Consider the following 16,384-nt stretch of genomic DNA (forward strand, 5'->3'; position numbering starts at 1 on the left):
TGGTGAGGGGGTTCACGACCCGGCCCGGACGGGCGGGTGCGGCCGGGCACGAAACGCCACGACACCCCGGTCCGTGGCGGACCGGGGTGTCGTGGTGCGGCTGGGGTCAGCGGGCCGCGAGGGGCTGCCGGGCCGGGTCGACCGGCGCGGGCAGCGTGCCGACCCCGCCCAGGTGGGCGTGGATCGCGGCGGCGGCGGCCCGACCCTCGGCGATCGCCCAGACGATCAGCGACGCGCCCTTGTGCATGTCGCCGGCGACGAAGACCCCGTCGGCGGCGGTCTGCCAGTCGGGGCGGGCGTCGATCGCGCCCCGCGCGTTGCGGGTGATCCCGAACTGGGACAGCAGCGGCTGCTCCTCGGTGCCCTCGAAGCCGATGGCCAGCAGCACCAGGTCGGCCGGGATCTCCCGCTCAGAGCCGGGCAGCGCGGTGACGATCCGCCGGCCGTCCCGCTTCTCCACCGTCACCTCGGCGATGCGCACCGCCCGGACCTGGCCGGTGCCGTCGTCGACGAACTCCTGCACCGCGACGGCGAAGACCCGCTCGCCGCCCTCCTCGTGCGCCGGGTAGTTGCGCAGCACCCACGGCCAGGTGGGCCACGGGTCGCGGGCGGCGTCCCGGCCGACCGGCGGCTCCGGGTAGAGGTCGAGCTGGTGCACGCCGGCCGCGCCCTGCCGGTGGGCCACGCCGAGACAGTCGGCGGCGGTGTCGCCACCCCCGATGATCACCACGTGCTTGCCGGCCGCGTCGATCGGCGTGCCGTCGGGCAGGGTGGCCAGGGCGGGCCGACCGTCCCCGGCCGCCGCGACCACCCTGTTGGCCGCGACCAGGTGCGCCATCGCCTGGTGTACGCCGCGCAGCGGCCGGCCGGGCGTCTCCGGGGTGTCCCGGCCCTGCAGCGCGCCGCAGGCGAGCAGCACCGCGTCGTGCTCGGCGCGCAGCTGCTCGGCGGTCACGTCGACGCCGACGTGCACCCCGGTGCGGAACCGCACCCCCTCCGCGGCGAGCTGGGCCACCCGGCGGTCGACGTGCTGCTTCTCCAGCTTGAAGTCGGGGATGCCGTAGCGGAGCAGGCCGCCGATCGCGTCGTCCCGCTCGTACACGGTGACGTCGTGCCCGGCCCGGGCGAGCTGCTGCGCGGCGGCGAGCCCGGCGGGGCCGGACCCGACCACCGCGACGGAGCGGCCGGTCGGGGCCGGCGCGGGCCGGGGCCGCAGCCCGCCCCGGGCCACCGCCGCGTCGGCGATCTCCACCTCGACCTGCTTGATGGTGACCGGCTGCTGCCCGCCGAGACCCAGCACGCAGGCCGCCTCGCAGGGCGCCGGGCAGAGCCGGCCGGTGAACTCGGGGAAGTTGTTGGTGGCGTGCAGCGACTCCACCGCGGCGTCCCAGTTGCCGGTCCGGACCAGGTCGTTCCAGTCCGGGATGCGGTTGCCCAGCGGGCAGCCGTCGTGACAGAACGGGATGCCGCAGTCCATGCACCGGGTGGCCTGCTCGCGGATCAGCTCCTCGCCGGCCGGCGGGTACACCTCCCGCCAGTCCATGATCCGCACCGGCACCGGCCGGCGCGCGGGCAGCCGCCGGTCGTAGCGCAGGAAACCGTTCGGGTCAGGCACGAGCCACCTCCTGGGCGACCACCCGCGGGGCGGGCGGCACCGGCAGTGCCGGCGCAGCGGGCGCGGCCAGTTCCTTCATGACCGCGTCGTCGACGTCGTGGCCGGCGGCTTCGGCGGCCCGCATGATCTCCATGACCCGGCGGTAGTCGCGGGGCACCACGGCGGTGAACTCCTCGACCGCCTCCGGCCAGCGCTTGAGCAGCTCCCCGGCGACCGCCGAGCCGGTCTCGGCGGCGTGCCTGCGGACCAGCTCGTGCAGCCGGTCGCGCTCCTCGTCGCGCAGCGGCGACAGGTCGACCAGCTCCGCGTTGACCTGCCGCCGGTCGAGCCGGTGCACGAACGCGGTGCCACCCGACATGCCGGCGGCGAAGTTGCGCCCGGTCGGGCCGAGCACCACCACCGTGCCGCCGGTCATGTACTCGCAGCCGTGGTCGCCGACGCCCTCGACGACGGCCACCGCGCCGGAGTTGCGCACCGCGAAGCGCTCGCCGACCCGGCCGCGCAGGAAGACCTCGCCGCCGGTGGCCCCGTACAGGATGGTGTTGCCGGCGATGATCTGGTCCTCGGCCCGCTCCCCCGGCGCGGCCTCGTCCTCGACGAACGGCGCGGCGTCGTCCGGGCGGACCACGATCCGGCCGCCGGAGAGGCCCTTGCCGACGTAGTCGTTGGCGTCGCCGTGCAGCCGCAGGGTGACCCCGTGCGGCAGGAACGCGCCGAACGACTGGCCGGCGGTGCCGTGCAGCAGGAACTCGATGCTGTCGGTGGGCAGGCCGGCGCCGCCGAAGCGGCGGGTCACCTCGCCGCCGAGCATCGCCCCGACGCTGCGGTGCTCGTTGCGGATCGCCACCTCGGCCCGCACCGGCGTGCCGTCGCGCAGCGCGCCGTCGGCCAGCGCGATGAGCTGATTGTCCAGCGCCAGCTCCAGGCCGTGGTCTTGGGCGCGGACGCCGCGCCGGGCGGCCCCCTCGGGCAGCTCGGGCAGGTGCAGCACCCGGCTCAGGTCGAGCCCGTGGCCCTTCCAGTGGTCGATGGCCGGCACCACGTCCAGCACCTCGGTGTGCCCGATCGCCTCGGAGATGCTGCGGAAGCCCAGCTCGGCCAGGTAGCCGCGGACCTCCTCGGCGAGGAAGAGGAAGAAGTTCTCGACGAACTCCGGCTTGCCGGTGAAGCGCTCGCGCAGCACCGGGTTCTGGGTGGCGATGCCGACCGGGCAGGTGTCCAGGTGGCAGACCCGCATCATCACGCAGCCCTCGACGATCAGCGGGGCGGTGGCGAAGCCGAACTCCTCGGCGCCGAGCAGTGCCGCGATCAGCACGTCCCGGCCGGTCTTGAGCTGGCCGTCGACCTGCACGGTGACCCGGTCGCGCAGCTTGTTGAGCAGCAGCGTCTGCTGCGCCTCGGCCAGCCCCAGCTCCCACGGGGTGCCGGCGTGCTTGAGCGAGTTGAGCGGGGACGCGCCGGTCCCGCCGTCGTGCCCGGAGATCAGGATGACGTCGGCCTTGAGCTTGGCCACCCCGGCCGCCACGGTGCCCACGCCGACCTCGCTGACCAGCTTGACGTGCACCCGGGCGGCCGGGTTGACGCACTTCAGGTCGTGTACGAGCTGCGCGAGGTCCTCGATCGAGTAGATGTCGTGGTGCGGCGGCGGGGAGATCAGGCCGACGCCCGGGGTGGCGTGCCGGGTCCGGGCGATCCACGGCCAGACCTTGTTGCCGGGCAGCTGGCCGCCCTCACCGGGCTTCGCGCCCTGGGCCATCTTGATCTGGAGGTCGTCGGCGTTGACCAGGTATTCGCTGGTCACCCCGAACCGGCCGCTGGCGATCTGCTTGACCGCGGAGCGACGCTGCGGGTCGTGCAGCCGCTCGACGTCCTCGCCGCCCTCACCGGTGTTGGACTTGCCGCCGAGGCGGTTCATCGCGATGGCCAGGGTCTCGTGCGCCTCCGCCGAGATCGACCCGTACGACATGGCGCCGGTGGCGAACCGCTTGACGATCTCCGCCGCCGGCTCGACCTCCTCGACCGGCACCGGCGGGCGGACCCCGGTGCGCAGGGTGAACAGCCCGCGCAGCGAGCCGGCCTTGGCGGCCAACTCGTCGACCTTCGCGGTGTACCGGCGGAACACGTCGTACTGGCGGCTGCGGGTGGCGTGCTGGAGCAGGAAGACCGTCTCCGGGTTGAACAGGTGCAGCTCGCCCTCGCGCCGCCACTGGTACTCGCCGCCGACCTCCAGCCGGTCGGTGGGCGTGCTGCCCGGGGCCGGCCAGGCCAGCGCGTGCCGGGCGGCCACCTCGGCGTGGATCTCGGCCAGGCCGATCCCGCCGATGGTGCTCGGGGTGCCCCGGAAGTAGCGCTCGACCAGGCGGGTGTCCAGCCCGACCGCCTCGAAGACCTGGGCCCCGCAGTACGAGGAGACCGTCGAGATGCCCATCTTGGACATGATCTTCAGGACGCCCTTGCCGAGCCCCTTGACGTAGTTGCGGACCGCCTTGGCCGGTTCCACCCCGACCAGCGCGCCGGTGGAGATCATGTCCTCGACCGACTCGAAGGCCAGGTACGGGTTGACCGCCGCCGCGCCGTAGCCGATCAGCACCGCCGCGTGGTGGACCTCCCGGCAGTCGCCGGACTCGACGATCAGCGCCACCTGGGTCCGGGTCTGCTCGCGGACCAGGTGCTGGTGCACCGCCGCGGTGAGCAGCAGCGACGGGATCGGCGCCAGGTCGGCGTTGGAGTCCCGGTCGGAGAGCACCAGGATGCGGACGCCGTCCTCGATCGCCTCGGAGACGTGCCGGCAGATCTCGGTGAGCCGGGCCTTGATGCCGGCGCCGCCGTCGCGGACCCGGTAGAGCCCGGAGACCCGGACCGCCTTGAAGCCGGGCAGGTCGCCGTCCTCGTCGATGGAGAGGATCTTGGCCAGCTCGTCGTTGTCGATCACCGGGTAGGGCAGCACGATCTGCCGGCAGCTCGCCGGGCCCGGGTCGAGCAGGTTGCCCTCCGGCCCGATGGTGGATGCCAGGCTGGTCACCAACTCCTCCCGGATGGCGTCCAGCGGCGGGTTGGTGACCTGGGCGAAGAGCTGGTGGAAGTAGTCGTAGAGCAGCCGGGCCCGGGTGGAGAGCGGGGCGATCGGGGTGTCGGTGCCCATCGAGCCGAGCGGCTCCGCGCCGGTGCGGGCCATCGGCGCGAGCAGGATCTTCAGCTCCTCCTCGGTGTAGCCGAAGGTCTGCTGGCGGCGGCGCACCGAGTCGTGGGTGTAGACGATGTGCTCGCGCGGGGGCAGCTCGTCCAGCTCGATCAGGCCGGCGTGCAGCCAGTCCTGGTACGGCCGAGCGGCGGCCAGCTCGGTCTTGATCTCGTCGTCCGAGACGATCCGGCCGTTGACGGTGTCGACCAGGAACATCTTGCCGGGCTGGAGGCGGCCCTTGGCCACCACGGCGGCCGGGTCGAGGTCGAGCACGCCCGCCTCGCTGCCCAGCACCACGAGGCCGTCGGCCGTCCGCCACCAGCGCCCGGGGCGCAGCCCGTTGCGGTCGAGCACCGCGCCGACGATCTCGCCGTCGGTGAAGGCGACCGAGGCGGGACCGTCCCACGGCTCCATCAGGCTGGCGTGGAACCGGTAGAAGGCGCGCTTGTCGGCACGCATCTCCGGGTCGTTCTCCCAGGCCTCCGGGATCATCATCAGCACCGCGTGCGGCAGGCTCCGCCCGGCCAGGTGCAGCAGCTCCAGGACCTCGTCGAAGTTGGCCGAGTCGGACGCGCCCGGGGTGCAGACCGGGAAGACCCGGCGGATGTTGCCGGGCAGGTTCGGGCTGCGCAGCAGCGCCTCGCGGGCCTGCATCCAGTTCCGGTTGCCGCGGATCGTGTTGATCTCACCGTTGTGCGCGATGAACCGGTACGGGTGGGCCAGCGGCCAGGACGGGAAGGTGTTGGTGGAGAAGCGCGAGTGCACCAGGGCGATCGCGCTGACCACCCGCTCGTCGGTCAGCTCCGGGTAGAACGCCGGCAGCTGGTCGGGGGTGAGCATGCCCTTGAACACCATGGTCCGGCCGCTCAGCGACGGGAAGTATGCCGGCACGCCCCGCTCGGCGGTCTCCCGCTCGGTCTGCTTGCGGACGCAGAAGGCCACCCGGTCCAGGTCGAGCCCGGTCAGCGGGGAGCCGGCCGGCCCGGCGGGCGAGTCGGTGAGGCGGTGCGCGGCGAGGAAGAGCTGCCGCACCCGGGGCAGCGCGGCGAGCGCGGTCTCGCCGAGGCCGGACGGGTCGGTGGGGACCTCCCGCCAGCCGAGCACGTCGGCGCCCTCGACCAGCGCGTACTTCTCCACCACCCGGCGGGCGCGGGCCTCGGCCGCGTCGTCGTCGGGCAGGAAGACCAGGCCGGTGGCGTACTGGCCGGCGGGCGGCAGCGGGAAGTCGACGACCTCGCGCAGGAACGCGTCCGGCACCTGGATCATGATGCCGGCGCCGTCACCGGTGTTGTGCTCCGCGCCTCGGGCGCCGCGGTGGTCCAGCCGGCAGAGCGCCCCGAGACCGTTCGCGACGACCTGGTGCGATCGGCGCCCGTGCAGGTCGGCCACGAAGGCCACGCCGCACGCGTCGTGCTCGTTCGCGGGGTCGTACAGCCCCGTCGCCTGCGGGGCCGGCTGCGGGCTGTGCGGGTACGGAAAGGCCACCGGGCCTCCTGTCGTCACTCAGGTGGAAACATGGTGGGGACGACGTCGGCCCGCGTGGGTCTTATTGAGTCTACGTTAGGGCGTGCCGCGCAAGGCCAGTTCAGATTGATCACACTTCCAGAATCTGGGACGTGTAGTCTCGCGCGGTGGATATCGTACGGGCTGACGTGCTGGACCGGTTGGAGTCGTTCTACGACGCGGTGCCCCGGGATGCGGCCCGTGCGGAGGAGTACGGCCCGCTGGTGCTCTTCGTCCGCGACGGTGCCGGATGGCCGTTCTACGCCCGGCCCCGCCCCGGCGCGGACCGGCCCGCCTCGGCCGCCGACGTGACCGCGGTCCGGGCCCGACAGCGCGAGCTGGGCCTGCCCGAGGCGTTCGAGTGGGTGCACGAGACGAACCCCGAGCTGCTCGCGGTGGCCCGCTCGGCCGGCCTCACGGTGCTGGAGGCGCCGCTGCTGGTGCTGGACCCGGAGCGGCTGCCCGACCCGGTGACGCTCAGCGACGTACCGGTGCGGGTCCTCGATCCCGCGGACCCCGGCTTCGCGGCCGACGTGGCGCTGCGCCGGGCGGTCGCGGCGGTCGGCTTCGCCCACGGCGGCACGGCCCGCGGCGACGCCGGGCCGACCGAGCGGGACGCCGCGGTCTCCCGGCTCGACCTGGCCGCGCTGGAGGAGGAGGCCGCCCGGATCGCCGACGGCCGCCGGATCTCGGCGCTGGCCGGGACCGCCGAGCAGGGCGCGCTGGCCAGCGGCATGGCGATGCGGGTCGGTGAGGTCGCGGAGATCGCCGGGGTGGCCACCCTGCCGGCGGCCCGCCGGCGAGGCCTGGGCGCGGCGGTCACCGCCACCCTCGCCCACGAGCTGCGCGCCGCCGGCACCGACCTGGTCTTCCTCAGCGCCGGCAGCGAGGACATCGCCCGGGTCTACCTGCGGGTCGGCTTCCGCCGGGTCGGCACCGCCTGCATCGCCGAGCCGGCGGCCCTGATCGGCTGACCGGGCCGGTCAGGTCGGCGGCTGCCACCGCGCGGCGGCGGTGGCCGCCGTGTTGCGCAGCCGCGGGCTGATCGTGCCGAGCGCGGCGTCGCGGGCCCGCAGCGCCAGCCGGCCCCGGGTCTGCAGCACCGCCGACATCCGCCGGGTCTGCCGCACCATCGTCGCCGCGCGGGGCCGGCGCAACCGGTCGTACGCGACCACGGCGTCCGGCAGCCGCGACTCGCGCAGCAGCGCCGAGAGGGTGGCGGCGTCCTCGAAGGCGAGGCAGGCGCCCTGCCCGAGGTGCGGCGGCATGGCGTGCGCGGCGTCCCCGAGCAGCACCACCCCACCCGGACCGGCCGGGAAGCCGTACGCCCGGGGCAGCGGTCGCAGCTCGCGGATCTCCTGCTGCACCAGGTCGTCCGGGTCGGTGGCGTCGAGCAGCGCGGCGATCGGCGCGGGCCAGCCCGCGTACCAGCGCTTGAGCAGGGCGAGCTGGGTCCGGGGCGGTTCCGGACGGGGCGCGCCGGCCGCGGTGGCCACCCAGTACACGCCACCCCGGCTGGAGCCACCGGCGGCGCCCCGCTCGCCCAGCGAGGCGGCCACGAACCGGTAGCCGGCCCCGAGGATCTCGCCGCCCAGCTGCTCATCGAAGGCCGACTGCGGCACCCGGTACCAGGGGATCACCGCCCGCCAGGCGGCGCAGCCGGAGCTGACCACCTGCGCCTCGGGGGCGAGGTGGCGGCGGACCTCACTGTCGATGCCGTCCGCGGCGACCACCAGGTCGGCCTCCAGGGTGTGCCGGCCGTCGCCGACCGCCGGCCGTTCGCCGGCCACCGCCCGCACGGTGCGCACGGTCACCCCGGTCCGCAGCTCCACCTGGTCGCCGAGGCCGGCGATGAGCGCGTCGTGCAGGTCCTCGCGGTGCACCACCACCGGCACCCGTTCGGCCGGGGTGGGGCGGGGCTGGACCAGCCAGTGCCCGTCGGGACGGCGTACCCCGCCGTCGACGAGCGGGGTGGCGATGGCGTCCAGGCCGGCGCCCAGCCCGAGGGCCCGCAGCGCGCGTACCCCGTTGGGCCAGAGCACGACCGCGGTCGGCTCGGGGCGGACCCGGTCGGCCCGTTCCAGGAGGGTGACCCGCCACCCGGAGCGGGCCAGCACGCCGGCCACCGCCAGCCCGCCGAGACCGGCGCCGACCACCACCGCGGTACGCATGGCTCCCCCGCTCAGCTGTCCCGGTCGGTGGGGCGGGCGCCGCCGGCGCCGGCCCGGTCCTCGTCCGCCGGGGCGGCCCCGTCCGGGCCGCCGTCCCGGGCGTCCGGGTCGGTCGCGCGCCCGGCGTCCGGGTCGGTCAAGGGCGCGGCGTCCGCGTCGGTCGGGGTCCGGGGCGCGGCGGTCCCGTCCTCGGCCCCGGTGTCCGTGTCCGGGGCCGCGCCGTCGGCCGCCGTCGGCTCGTCGGTGGGGACCTCGCCGGTCTCCCGGTACGCCCGGAACTGCTCCTCGGTCACCACCCGGTAGCCGTCCGGGGCGACCGGCGGCGTCGCCTCCCGGGCGGCCAGGTCGACCTGGGACACGTCGCCGCCGGTGGTGGTCGCCGCCGGGGTGGGGCCGCCGATCGGCACCAGGTACTCCCGCGGCCCACGGACGCGCAGGAAGTAGATCAGCGCGCCGAGGAAGACCAGCACCGAGGTCCAGACGTTCACCCGCAGCCCGAGGATCTGGTTCGCCTCGTCGGTGCGCATCAGCTCGATCCAGAACCGGCCCGCGGTGTAGCCCATCACGTACAGCGCGAAGGCCCGGCCCCGGCCGAGCCGCAGCCGCCGGTCCAGGACGTAGACCAGCACGGCGACGCCGACGTTCCAGATCGCCTCGTAGAGGAAGGTCGGGTGGTAGAGCCCGGGCTGTAGCACCGGGTTGCCGGCGTCGTCACGCAACGCGTGCCCGGGGTTGTCCGGGTCCATCACGTGCACCTGGAGGCCCCACGGCAGGCTGGTGGTGCCGCCGTACAGCTCGTTGTTGAACCAGTTGCCGAAGCGGCCGACGGCCTGGGCCAGCGGCAGGCCCGGGGCCAGCGCGTCGGCGACCACGGTGAGCGGGATGCCGAGCTGCCGGGCCGCGAACCAGGCCCCGACCGCGCCACCGGCGACCGCGCCCCAGATGCCGAGACCGCCCTCCCAGATGGCGAACGCCTTGAGCGGCTCACCGTTGGCGCCGAAGTACTTCTCCGGCGAGGTGATCACGTGGTAGATCCGCGCGCCCACGATCCCCGCCGGCACCGCCCAGACCGCGATGTCGAGCACCGCGCCCGGGGCGACACCGCGCCGGCGCAGCCGGTACTCGGTCACCACGCAGGCCAGCACGATGCCGGCGATGATGCAGAGCGCGTACGCCCGGATCGGGAGCGGTCCGAGCTGCCAGACGGCGGTGCTGGGGCTGGGCAGCGCCGCCAGTGGGGTCATCGGGGCGAGGGTCACGGGTGCACACGGTACCGGTGCGGACGGTGCCGGCGGCACCCCGGTCCGGTCAGGTTCACGGCCGGCGGACTGCCGGTTCTGCGGCCGCGTGGGCCCTTTGCCCCGGATTCGCCGGGCCCGGTGGATGCTGGGTGCGGACGGGCCGTCCCCGCCCGGGCGGTCGACGGGCCGGTCGCGGGCCAGCCGAGCCGGAGTGGCATCGCGAGCGCCGGCAAACTTGATGTCGCTGACGACATCAGCCCGGACCACGCCCGGCTGATGTCGTTCGTGACGTCAAGTTCGTAGCGCCCGCGAAGCACACCGCGAGCTCACCGGCCGGAAGGCCGGACCGCCCGGGGCGCGAGCCGGCACCCGGCCCGGGCAGAGGGTCCGCCGGCGCGGGCGTCAGCGGGTCGGGTTGCGGACGCCCTCGGCGAGCTCGGCGCTGAGCGCCCGCAGGGCGTCCAGGCCGGCGGCCTGGTCCGGGGCGTCGAGCACACAGCGGACCAGGGCACTGCCGACGATGACGCCGTCGGCGTACCCGGCCACGGTGGCGGCCTGCGCGCCGGTGCCCACACCCAGCCCCACTCCGACGGACAGGTCGGTGACCTCACGCAGCCGGGACACCAGCAGCGGGGCCGCCGCGGAGGTCTGCGAGCGGGCACCGGTGACGCCCATGATCGCGGTGGCGTAGACGAAGCCCCGGCAGTGCTCGACGGTCATCCGCAGCCGGGCGTCGGTCGAGGACGGGGAGACCAGGAACGTGCGGTCCAGCCCGTACGCGTCGGAGGCGGCCAGCCACTCGCCGGCCTCCTCCGGGATCAGGTCCGGGGTGATCAGGCCGGTGCCCCCGGCGGCGGCCAGGTCCCGGGAGAAGGCGTCCACGCCGTACTGCTCGATCGGGTTCCAGTAGGTCATCGTGACCACCGGCGCGCCGGTGGCCGCGACCGCCTCGATGATGCGCAGCGCGTCGGCGGTGCGCACGCCGCCGGCGAGGGCGATGTCGCTGGCCTTCTGGATCACCGGGCCGTCCATCACCGGGTCGGAGTACGGGATCTCCACCTCGATGACGTCCACGCCCGCCTCGACCATCGCGGTCATCGCCGCGATGCTGCCCTCGACGGTGGGGAACCCGGCCGGCATGCAGCCGACCAGTACGGCCCGCCCGTCGGCCCGGGCCTTGTCGAAGGCGACCCCGATCCGGCTCACGATCTCACTCCTTGTCGAGGATGCCGAAGTATCCGCCGGCGGTGTGGACGTCCTTGTCGCCACGGCCGGAGAGGTTGACCACGATCACCGGTTCCCGGCCCAGCTCGGCGGCGAGGGTCGGGGCGACCTTCAGCGCGCCGGCCAGGGCGTGTGAGCTCTCGATCGCCGGGATGATGCCCTCGGTGCGGCAGAGCAGCTCGAACGCGGCCATCGCCTCGTCGTCGTTGACCGGCAGGTAGGTCGCCCGGCCGCTGTCGTGCAGCCAGGCGTGCTCCGGCCCCACGCCCGGGTAGTCCAGGCCGGCCGAGATCGAGTGCGACTCGATGGTCTGCCCGTCGGCGTTCTGCAGCACGTACGTCCGGGTGCCGTGCAGCACCCCGGAGCTGCCGCCGGTGATGCTGGCCGCGTGCCGGCCGGTCTCCACGCCCGCACCGCCGGCCTCGAAGCCGTACAGCCGGACGCCGGTGTCGGGGACGAAGGCGTGAAAGATGCCCAGCGCGTTGGAGCCGCCACCGACGCAGGCCGCCACCGCGTCCGGCAGCGCGCCGGTCAGGTCGAGGCACTGCGCCCGGGCCTCCTCGCCGATGCCGCGCACGAAGTCCCGGACCATCTCCGGGAACGGGTGCGGGCCGGCGGCGGTGCCGATCAGGTAGTGGGTGTCGTCGACGTTGGCGACCCAGTCCCGCATCGCCTCGTTCATCGCGTCCTTGAGGGTCCGCGAGCCGGTGGTGACCGGGACCACCGTGGCGCCGAGCATCCGCATCCGGGCCACGTTGAGCGCCTGCCGCTCGGTGTCCACCTCGCCCATGTAGACCACGCACTCGAGGTCGAACAGGGCGGCGGCGGTGGCGGTGGCCACCCCGTGCTGGCCGGCGCCGGTCTCGGCGATCACCCGGCGCTTGCCCATCCGCTTGGTGAGCAGGGCCTGGCCCAGCACGTTGCGCACCTTGTGCGCGCCGGTGTGGTTGAGGTCCTCGCGCTTGAGCAGGATCCGCGCCCCGGCCTTGGCCGAGAACCGGCGGGCCTCGTAGAGCATCGAGGGGGTGCCGGCGTAGTCGCGCAGCAGGGCGCCGAACTCGGCGAGGAACTCCTCGTCGGACATCGCCTTGCGGTACGCCGCGTCCAGCTCGTCCAGCGCGGCGACCAGCGCCTCGGGAACGAACCGGCCGCCGAACCGGCCGAAGTGACCGGCGGCGTCGGGAACCTGGCCGGCCGGGGCCACGGCGTCAGCGCTCATCGCGGGCTTCCTCTCGATGCGTGTCGTCTCGGGACCCGGCGCGGGTCAGCGCACCGGGCGGGGCGTCGCCGGGTGGTTACCGGCGTTGACCAGCTCGGCGACCGCCTCGCGGGGGCTCTTCTGGGTGACCAGCCCTTCGCCGACCAGGACCGCGTCGGCACCCGCCGAGGCGTACCGGATCAGGTCGTGCGGGCCGCGCACGCCCGACTCGGCGATCTTGACGACGCTGCTCGGCAGGCCGGGCGCGATCCGCTCGAACACCGAGCGGTCGACCTCCAGGGTACGCAGGTCACGGGCGTTGACCCCGATCACCTGCGCGCCGGCCTCCAGGGCCCGGTCGGCCTCCTCCTCGGTGTGCACCTCGACCAGCGCGGTCATGCCCAGCGACTCGATCCGCTCGAGCAGCCCGACCAGCGCGTTCTGCTCTAGGGCCGCGACGATCAGCAGCACCAGGTCGGCGCCGTGGGCCCGCGCCTCGTGCACCTGGTAGCTGGAGACCACGAAGTCCTTGCGCAGCACCGGGATCTTCACCGCGGCCCGCACGGCGGCCAGGTCGTCCAGCGACCCGCCGAACCAGCGGCCCTCGGTGAGCACACTGATCGCCCGGGCACCGCCCGCCGCGTACTCACCGGCCAGCTCGGCCGGATCGGCGATCTCGGCCAGCCGCCCCTTGGACGGCGACGAGCGCTTGACCTCGGCGATCACGGCCACGCCGGGCCGCCGCAGGGCCGCGTACGCGTCCAGCGGCGGCGGCGCGGCGGCGGCCAGCTCACGGATCCGCTCCAGCGGAACCTGCTCCTGTCGCCGGGCCACGTCCTCGCGGACGCCGGCCAGGATTTCGTCGAGCACGCTTGCGGACGCCGCCGACCCGGCGTCGTCCCCCTCCGCGTGCGCATGCTCAGCAGTCACCAACGGACTCCCCTCTCCGGGTGTCATGGGCCGATGCTAGGTGGCGCCACCTGGCGACGGGTGCCGGGGGTATGGCGCTCCTCACGAAATGGGCTGTGGCATGATGGCCGACTTCCGGTGAACGCGATGTCACGCTGCGCCACCGCGCGCATCGGCCGGCGTCACCCGGCCGCCCTCCGGCACCTCGACCCGCACATCGACCGCCGCCCATGCCTTATCTCAACACGGCCGGCCGGACGGCGCAGGACGGCGGCGACCGCCACCGCTGTGACCAAGCTCAAGGACGACGGCCCTGCCCAGGTCGGCCCGGGTGCCGCACAGTTGACCCGGACGTCACGGCGGCGAAACGCGGGTCGGTCAGCATTCTCCTCGGGCAGACTCGACGAGGCGCCTGCCAGCCGTCGCCACCGATCTCGTACGAGGTGACCATGAGCACCAACGGGCCGACCCAGACCATCGGACTCACCACCATCTCCCGGACCGTCGCCGCCCTCGCCGTCGGCGTGGTGCACACCCTCGAACGCACCATGGTCGGGGACGGCCGGACGCGGACCGCCCGGGGCAACGCCTGGGAGGCGGTCTGCGCCGACCGGGCCCGCGCCGCGCAACGCCGGGAGCTGGAGCGCCTGGTGGCCGAGCTGGTCGCCGCCCGGGCCGCGGCCGGCGTCGCCGTCCGGGAGCGCCGGGACGCGCGGGAGGCCCAGCCGGTCAGCTGACCGTCGGGTCCTCGCCCCGGTCGAGCGCCTCCCAGGCGTCCCGGGTGCCCCGCTCGACGGCCGGCCGGTCCGCGTCGCCCGGCGGTCCCGCCGGGCGGTGCGCACGCTCGTAGCGGGCGCCCATCGCCGGCCAGCCCGCGCCGCGCAGCGCGGTGAGCACCCCACCGGTCGCCGCCAGCAGGCCGCCGGCCAGCACCAGCGCCGGCCACTGCCGGCTCACCCCGCCCTCGGTCAGGCCGTAGCCGCCGCCGGCCGCCACGGCCAGACCGAGCCCGGTCAGCAGCACGCCGACGAGGCGCCGGACCCGGCCCCGGGTGGCCAGCACCGCGCCGGCCCCGGCCAGCCCGACCACCGCCAGCGCCGAGACCCAGGGCAGCAGGTCGGCGCCGGTGCGGGCGTGCCGGCTCGGCGGCAGCGAACCCCGGGCGGTCAGCTCGACCGACCAGGTGCGGGTCACCGCCCAGAAGGCCAGGCCCGCGCCGGCCAGGCAGAGCAGCACCGCGTACGTCAGCTCGCGCCGGCCCCGACCGACGGCGGGGACGGTCTCCGGCGCGCTCACCGGGCCGGCCGCAGGGTCTCGGCGGCGGCGATGGCGGCCAGCACGGCGGCGGCCTTGTTACGGGTCTCCAGGTCCTCCGCGGCGGGATCGGAATCGGCCACCACCCCGGCACCCGCCTGGACGTAGGCCCGGCCGTCGCGGATCAGCGCGGTCCGGATGGCGATCGCCATGTCGAGGTCGCCGCCGAAGCCGAAGTAGCCGACGGTGCCGCCGTAGAGGCCGCGCCGGACCGGCTCCAACTCCTCGATGATCTCCATGGCCCGGACCTTGGGCGCGCCGGAGAGGGTGCCGGCCGGGAAGGTGGCGGCCAGCGCGTCGAAGGCGGTGCGGTCCTCGCGCAGCTCCCCGACCACGGTGGAGACGATGTGCATCACATGGCTGTACCGCTCGATGGTGGCGAACTCCGGCACCTCGACGGTGCCCGGCCGGCACACCCGCCCCAGGTCGTTGCGGCCCAGGTCGACCAGCATCACGTGCTCGGCGCGCTCCTTGGGGTCGGCGAGCAGCTCGGCGGCGAGCCGGGCGTCCGCCGCCGGGGTGCCGCCGCGCGGCCGGGTGCCGGCGATCGGGTGCAGCAGCGCGCGCCGCCGGCCGTCCGGGCCGGCGCTGACCTTGAGGTGCGCCTCCGGGGAGGAGCCGACGATGTCGAACCCGTCGAAGCGCAGCAGGTACATGTACGGGCTGGGGTTGGTGGTGCGCAGCACCCGGTAGACGTCGAGCGGGTCGGCGTGGGTGGCCCGCTCGAACCGCTGGCTGAGCACGATCTGGAAGCACTCGCCGGCCCGGATCGCCTCCTTGGCCTCCTCCACCGCCTTCGGGTACCCGCCGTCGGCGGTCCGGCTGGCCACGTCCTGCGCCGGCGGTCGGGCCACCGTGGAGATCATGGGCGGAATCGGTCGGGACAGCGCGGTGGTCATCGCGTCGAGCCGGCCCACCGCGTGGTGGTACGCGGCCGTCACCAGGTCCGCCCGGCCGGGCGCGTCCAGCGGGGGCAGCACCGCGTTGGCGACCAGCAGCGCCGAGCCGTCGTAGTGGTCGAGCACCACCAGGTCGGTGGCGAGCATCATGCCCAGCTCGGGCACGTCCAGCTCGTCCTCGGTCAGCTCGGGCAGCCGCTCGAAGCGGCGGACCAGGTCGTACCCCAGGTAGCCCACCATGCCGCCGGTGAGCGGCGGCATCCCGCTGGCCGGGTCCCAGGCCGGACCGGCCAGGGCCGCGACGGTCTCCCGCAGCACCGCCACCGGGTCCCCGCCGGTCGGTACGCCGGCCGGCGGCGCGCCGACCCAGGCCGCCGTGCCGTCGCGCTCGGTGAGCGTGGCGGCGCTGCGCACCCCGATGAACGAGTAGCGGGACCAGGCCGTGCCGGCCGAGCCGACGCCCTGCTCGGCGGACTCCAGCAGGAACGTGCCGGGGCCACCGGCGAGCTTGCGGTAGACCCCGACCGGGGTCTCCGCGTCGGCGAGCAGCCGGCGGGTGACCGGCACCACCCGCCAGCGAGCCGCCAGGTCGGCGAAGGTGGCCGGGTCCGGGGCGACTGTGCCGTCGGTCATGCGCCGGCCTCCGGCGCGCTGACCGGCAGCTCGGTGAAGAAGCAGGTCCGGTGCCCGGTGTGGCAGGCCGCGCCGACCTGGTCGACGCTGACCAGCAGGGCGTCGCCGTCGCAGTCCAGCGCCACCGAGCGGACGTGCTGGTGGTGACCGGAGGTGGCGCCCTTGACCCAGTACTCCTGTCGGCTGCGCGACCAGTAGGTGGCCCGCCCGGTGGTGAGGGTGCGGTGCAGCGCCTCGTCGTCCATCCAGGCGACCATCAGCACCTCGCCCGAGTCGTGCTGGCGGACCACGGCCGCGACCAGGCCGTCGGCGCTGCGGCGCAGCCGGGCGGCGATCTCGGGGTCGAGCCGGGACGGGCGGGCCGGGCCGGGGGCCGCGGCGGCACCGGGACTGGTGGGGGCGCCGGTCACCGGCGCGTCAGAGGCGGGCACGGTTGACCATTCTCCCGCACGCGGCGCCGGCACCGCCGCCGTGTCCCGGACGGCCACCGCCGCCG

At 75.0% G+C, this 16,384-nt stretch carries 12 protein-coding genes; 2 read left to right on the forward strand and 10 right to left on the reverse strand.

Translation table 11 applies throughout. The features are described 5' to 3' along the window. Nucleotides 1-106: 106 nt before the first annotated feature. Nucleotides 107-1,615: a glutamate synthase subunit beta gene (locus tag GA0070611_RS13415; RefSeq protein ID WP_091663618.1), complete on the reverse strand. Its 1,509-nt coding sequence runs from the start codon at nucleotides 1,613-1,615 to the stop codon at nucleotides 107-109. Next, nucleotides 1,608-6,281 carry a glutamate synthase large subunit gene (gene gltB, locus GA0070611_RS13420; RefSeq protein WP_091663621.1) on the reverse strand — a complete coding sequence of 1,558 codons (4,674 nt, stop codon included), beginning with the start codon at nucleotides 6,279-6,281 and terminating at the stop codon, nucleotides 1,608-1,610. Before gltB ends, GA0070611_RS13415 begins: the two co-directional genes overlap by 8 nt. 146 nt (nucleotides 6,282-6,427) lie before the next feature. Between gltB and GA0070611_RS13425 the strand changes: the two genes are divergently transcribed. Then, nucleotides 6,428-7,273, forward strand: a complete 846-nt coding sequence (locus GA0070611_RS13425; protein ID WP_091663625.1) for a GNAT family N-acetyltransferase — start codon at nucleotides 6,428-6,430, stop codon at nucleotides 7,271-7,273. A 9-nt stretch (nucleotides 7,274-7,282) separates the two neighbouring features. Here the strand turns inward: GA0070611_RS13425 and GA0070611_RS13430 are convergent, their stop codons facing one another. From GA0070611_RS13430 to trpC, 5 genes are all read right to left on the reverse strand, one after another. Continuing rightward, nucleotides 7,283-8,470 carry an FAD-dependent oxidoreductase gene (locus tag GA0070611_RS13430; RefSeq protein WP_091663630.1) on the reverse strand — a complete coding sequence of 396 codons (1,188 nt, stop codon included), beginning with the start codon at nucleotides 8,468-8,470 and terminating at the stop codon, nucleotides 7,283-7,285. An 11-nt stretch (nucleotides 8,471-8,481) separates the two neighbouring features. After that, nucleotides 8,482-9,729 (reverse strand): prolipoprotein diacylglyceryl transferase, encoded by a 1,248-nt coding sequence (gene lgt / locus GA0070611_RS13435; RefSeq protein WP_091663635.1) that lies wholly within the window; start codon nucleotides 9,727-9,729, stop codon nucleotides 8,482-8,484. A 384-nt stretch (nucleotides 9,730-10,113) separates the two neighbouring features. Beyond that, nucleotides 10,114-10,917, reverse strand: a complete 804-nt coding sequence (gene trpA / locus GA0070611_RS13440; protein ID WP_091663640.1) for a tryptophan synthase subunit alpha — start codon at nucleotides 10,915-10,917, stop codon at nucleotides 10,114-10,116. 4 nt (nucleotides 10,918-10,921) lie between these two features. Then, on the reverse strand, nucleotides 10,922-12,154 hold the full coding sequence (gene trpB, locus GA0070611_RS13445) for a tryptophan synthase subunit beta (protein WP_091663645.1): 1,233 nt from the start codon (nucleotides 12,152-12,154) through the stop codon (nucleotides 10,922-10,924). A 45-nt stretch (nucleotides 12,155-12,199) separates the two neighbouring features. Further along, entirely contained in the window at nucleotides 12,200-13,003 is an 804-nt protein-coding gene (gene trpC / locus GA0070611_RS13450) for an indole-3-glycerol phosphate synthase TrpC (protein ID WP_197675995.1), read from the reverse strand. A gap of 488 nt (nucleotides 13,004-13,491) precedes the next feature. On the opposite strand from trpC, the gene GA0070611_RS13455 reads away from it, so the two are divergent. Continuing rightward, nucleotides 13,492-13,779 carry a hypothetical protein gene (locus GA0070611_RS13455; protein WP_091663651.1) on the forward strand — a complete coding sequence of 96 codons (288 nt, stop codon included), beginning with the start codon at nucleotides 13,492-13,494 and terminating at the stop codon, nucleotides 13,777-13,779. Here GA0070611_RS13455 and GA0070611_RS13460 read toward each other — a convergent pair. The 3 genes from GA0070611_RS13460 to hisI are packed head-to-tail and all read right to left on the reverse strand — an operon-like array spanning nucleotide 13,772 to nucleotide 16,319. Then, entirely contained in the window at nucleotides 13,772-14,338 is a 567-nt protein-coding gene (locus tag GA0070611_RS13460) for a Trp biosynthesis-associated membrane protein (protein WP_091663655.1), read from the reverse strand. The two genes, GA0070611_RS13455 and GA0070611_RS13460, sit on opposite strands and share 8 nt — an antisense overlap. After that, nucleotides 14,335-15,888: an anthranilate synthase component I gene (locus GA0070611_RS13465; protein WP_091663659.1), complete on the reverse strand. Its 1,554-nt coding sequence runs from the start codon at nucleotides 15,886-15,888 to the stop codon at nucleotides 14,335-14,337. The genes GA0070611_RS13460 and GA0070611_RS13465 overlap by 4 nt, the downstream gene beginning before the upstream one ends. After that, nucleotides 15,885-16,319 (reverse strand): phosphoribosyl-AMP cyclohydrolase, encoded by a 435-nt coding sequence (gene hisI / locus GA0070611_RS31835; RefSeq protein WP_091672872.1) that lies wholly within the window; start codon nucleotides 16,317-16,319, stop codon nucleotides 15,885-15,887. Before hisI ends, GA0070611_RS13465 begins: the two co-directional genes overlap by 4 nt. Nucleotides 16,320-16,384 lie beyond the last annotated feature (65 nt).

This window comes from Micromonospora auratinigra (assembly GCF_900089595.1).
In the GTDB taxonomy this organism is placed as follows: Bacteria; Actinomycetota; Actinomycetes; order Mycobacteriales; family Micromonosporaceae; genus Micromonospora; species Micromonospora auratinigra.

What these genes read in the sequence shown, in the direction of transcription:
- GA0070611_RS13430 (WP_091663630.1), bottom strand. Translation starts at nt 8,470, where the DNA reads ATGCGTACCGCGGTGGTGGTCGGCGCCGGTCTCGGCGGGCTGGCGGTG.
- trpB (WP_091663645.1), bottom strand. Translation starts at nt 12,154, where the DNA reads ATGAGCGCTGACGCCGTGGCCCCGGCCGGCCAGGTTCCCGACGCCGCC.
- GA0070611_RS13455 (WP_091663651.1), top strand. Translation starts at nt 13,492, where the DNA reads ATGAGCACCAACGGGCCGACCCAGACCATCGGACTCACCACCATCTCC.
- GA0070611_RS13465 (WP_091663659.1), bottom strand. Translation starts at nt 15,888, where the DNA reads ATGACCGACGGCACAGTCGCCCCGGACCCGGCCACCTTCGCCGACCTG.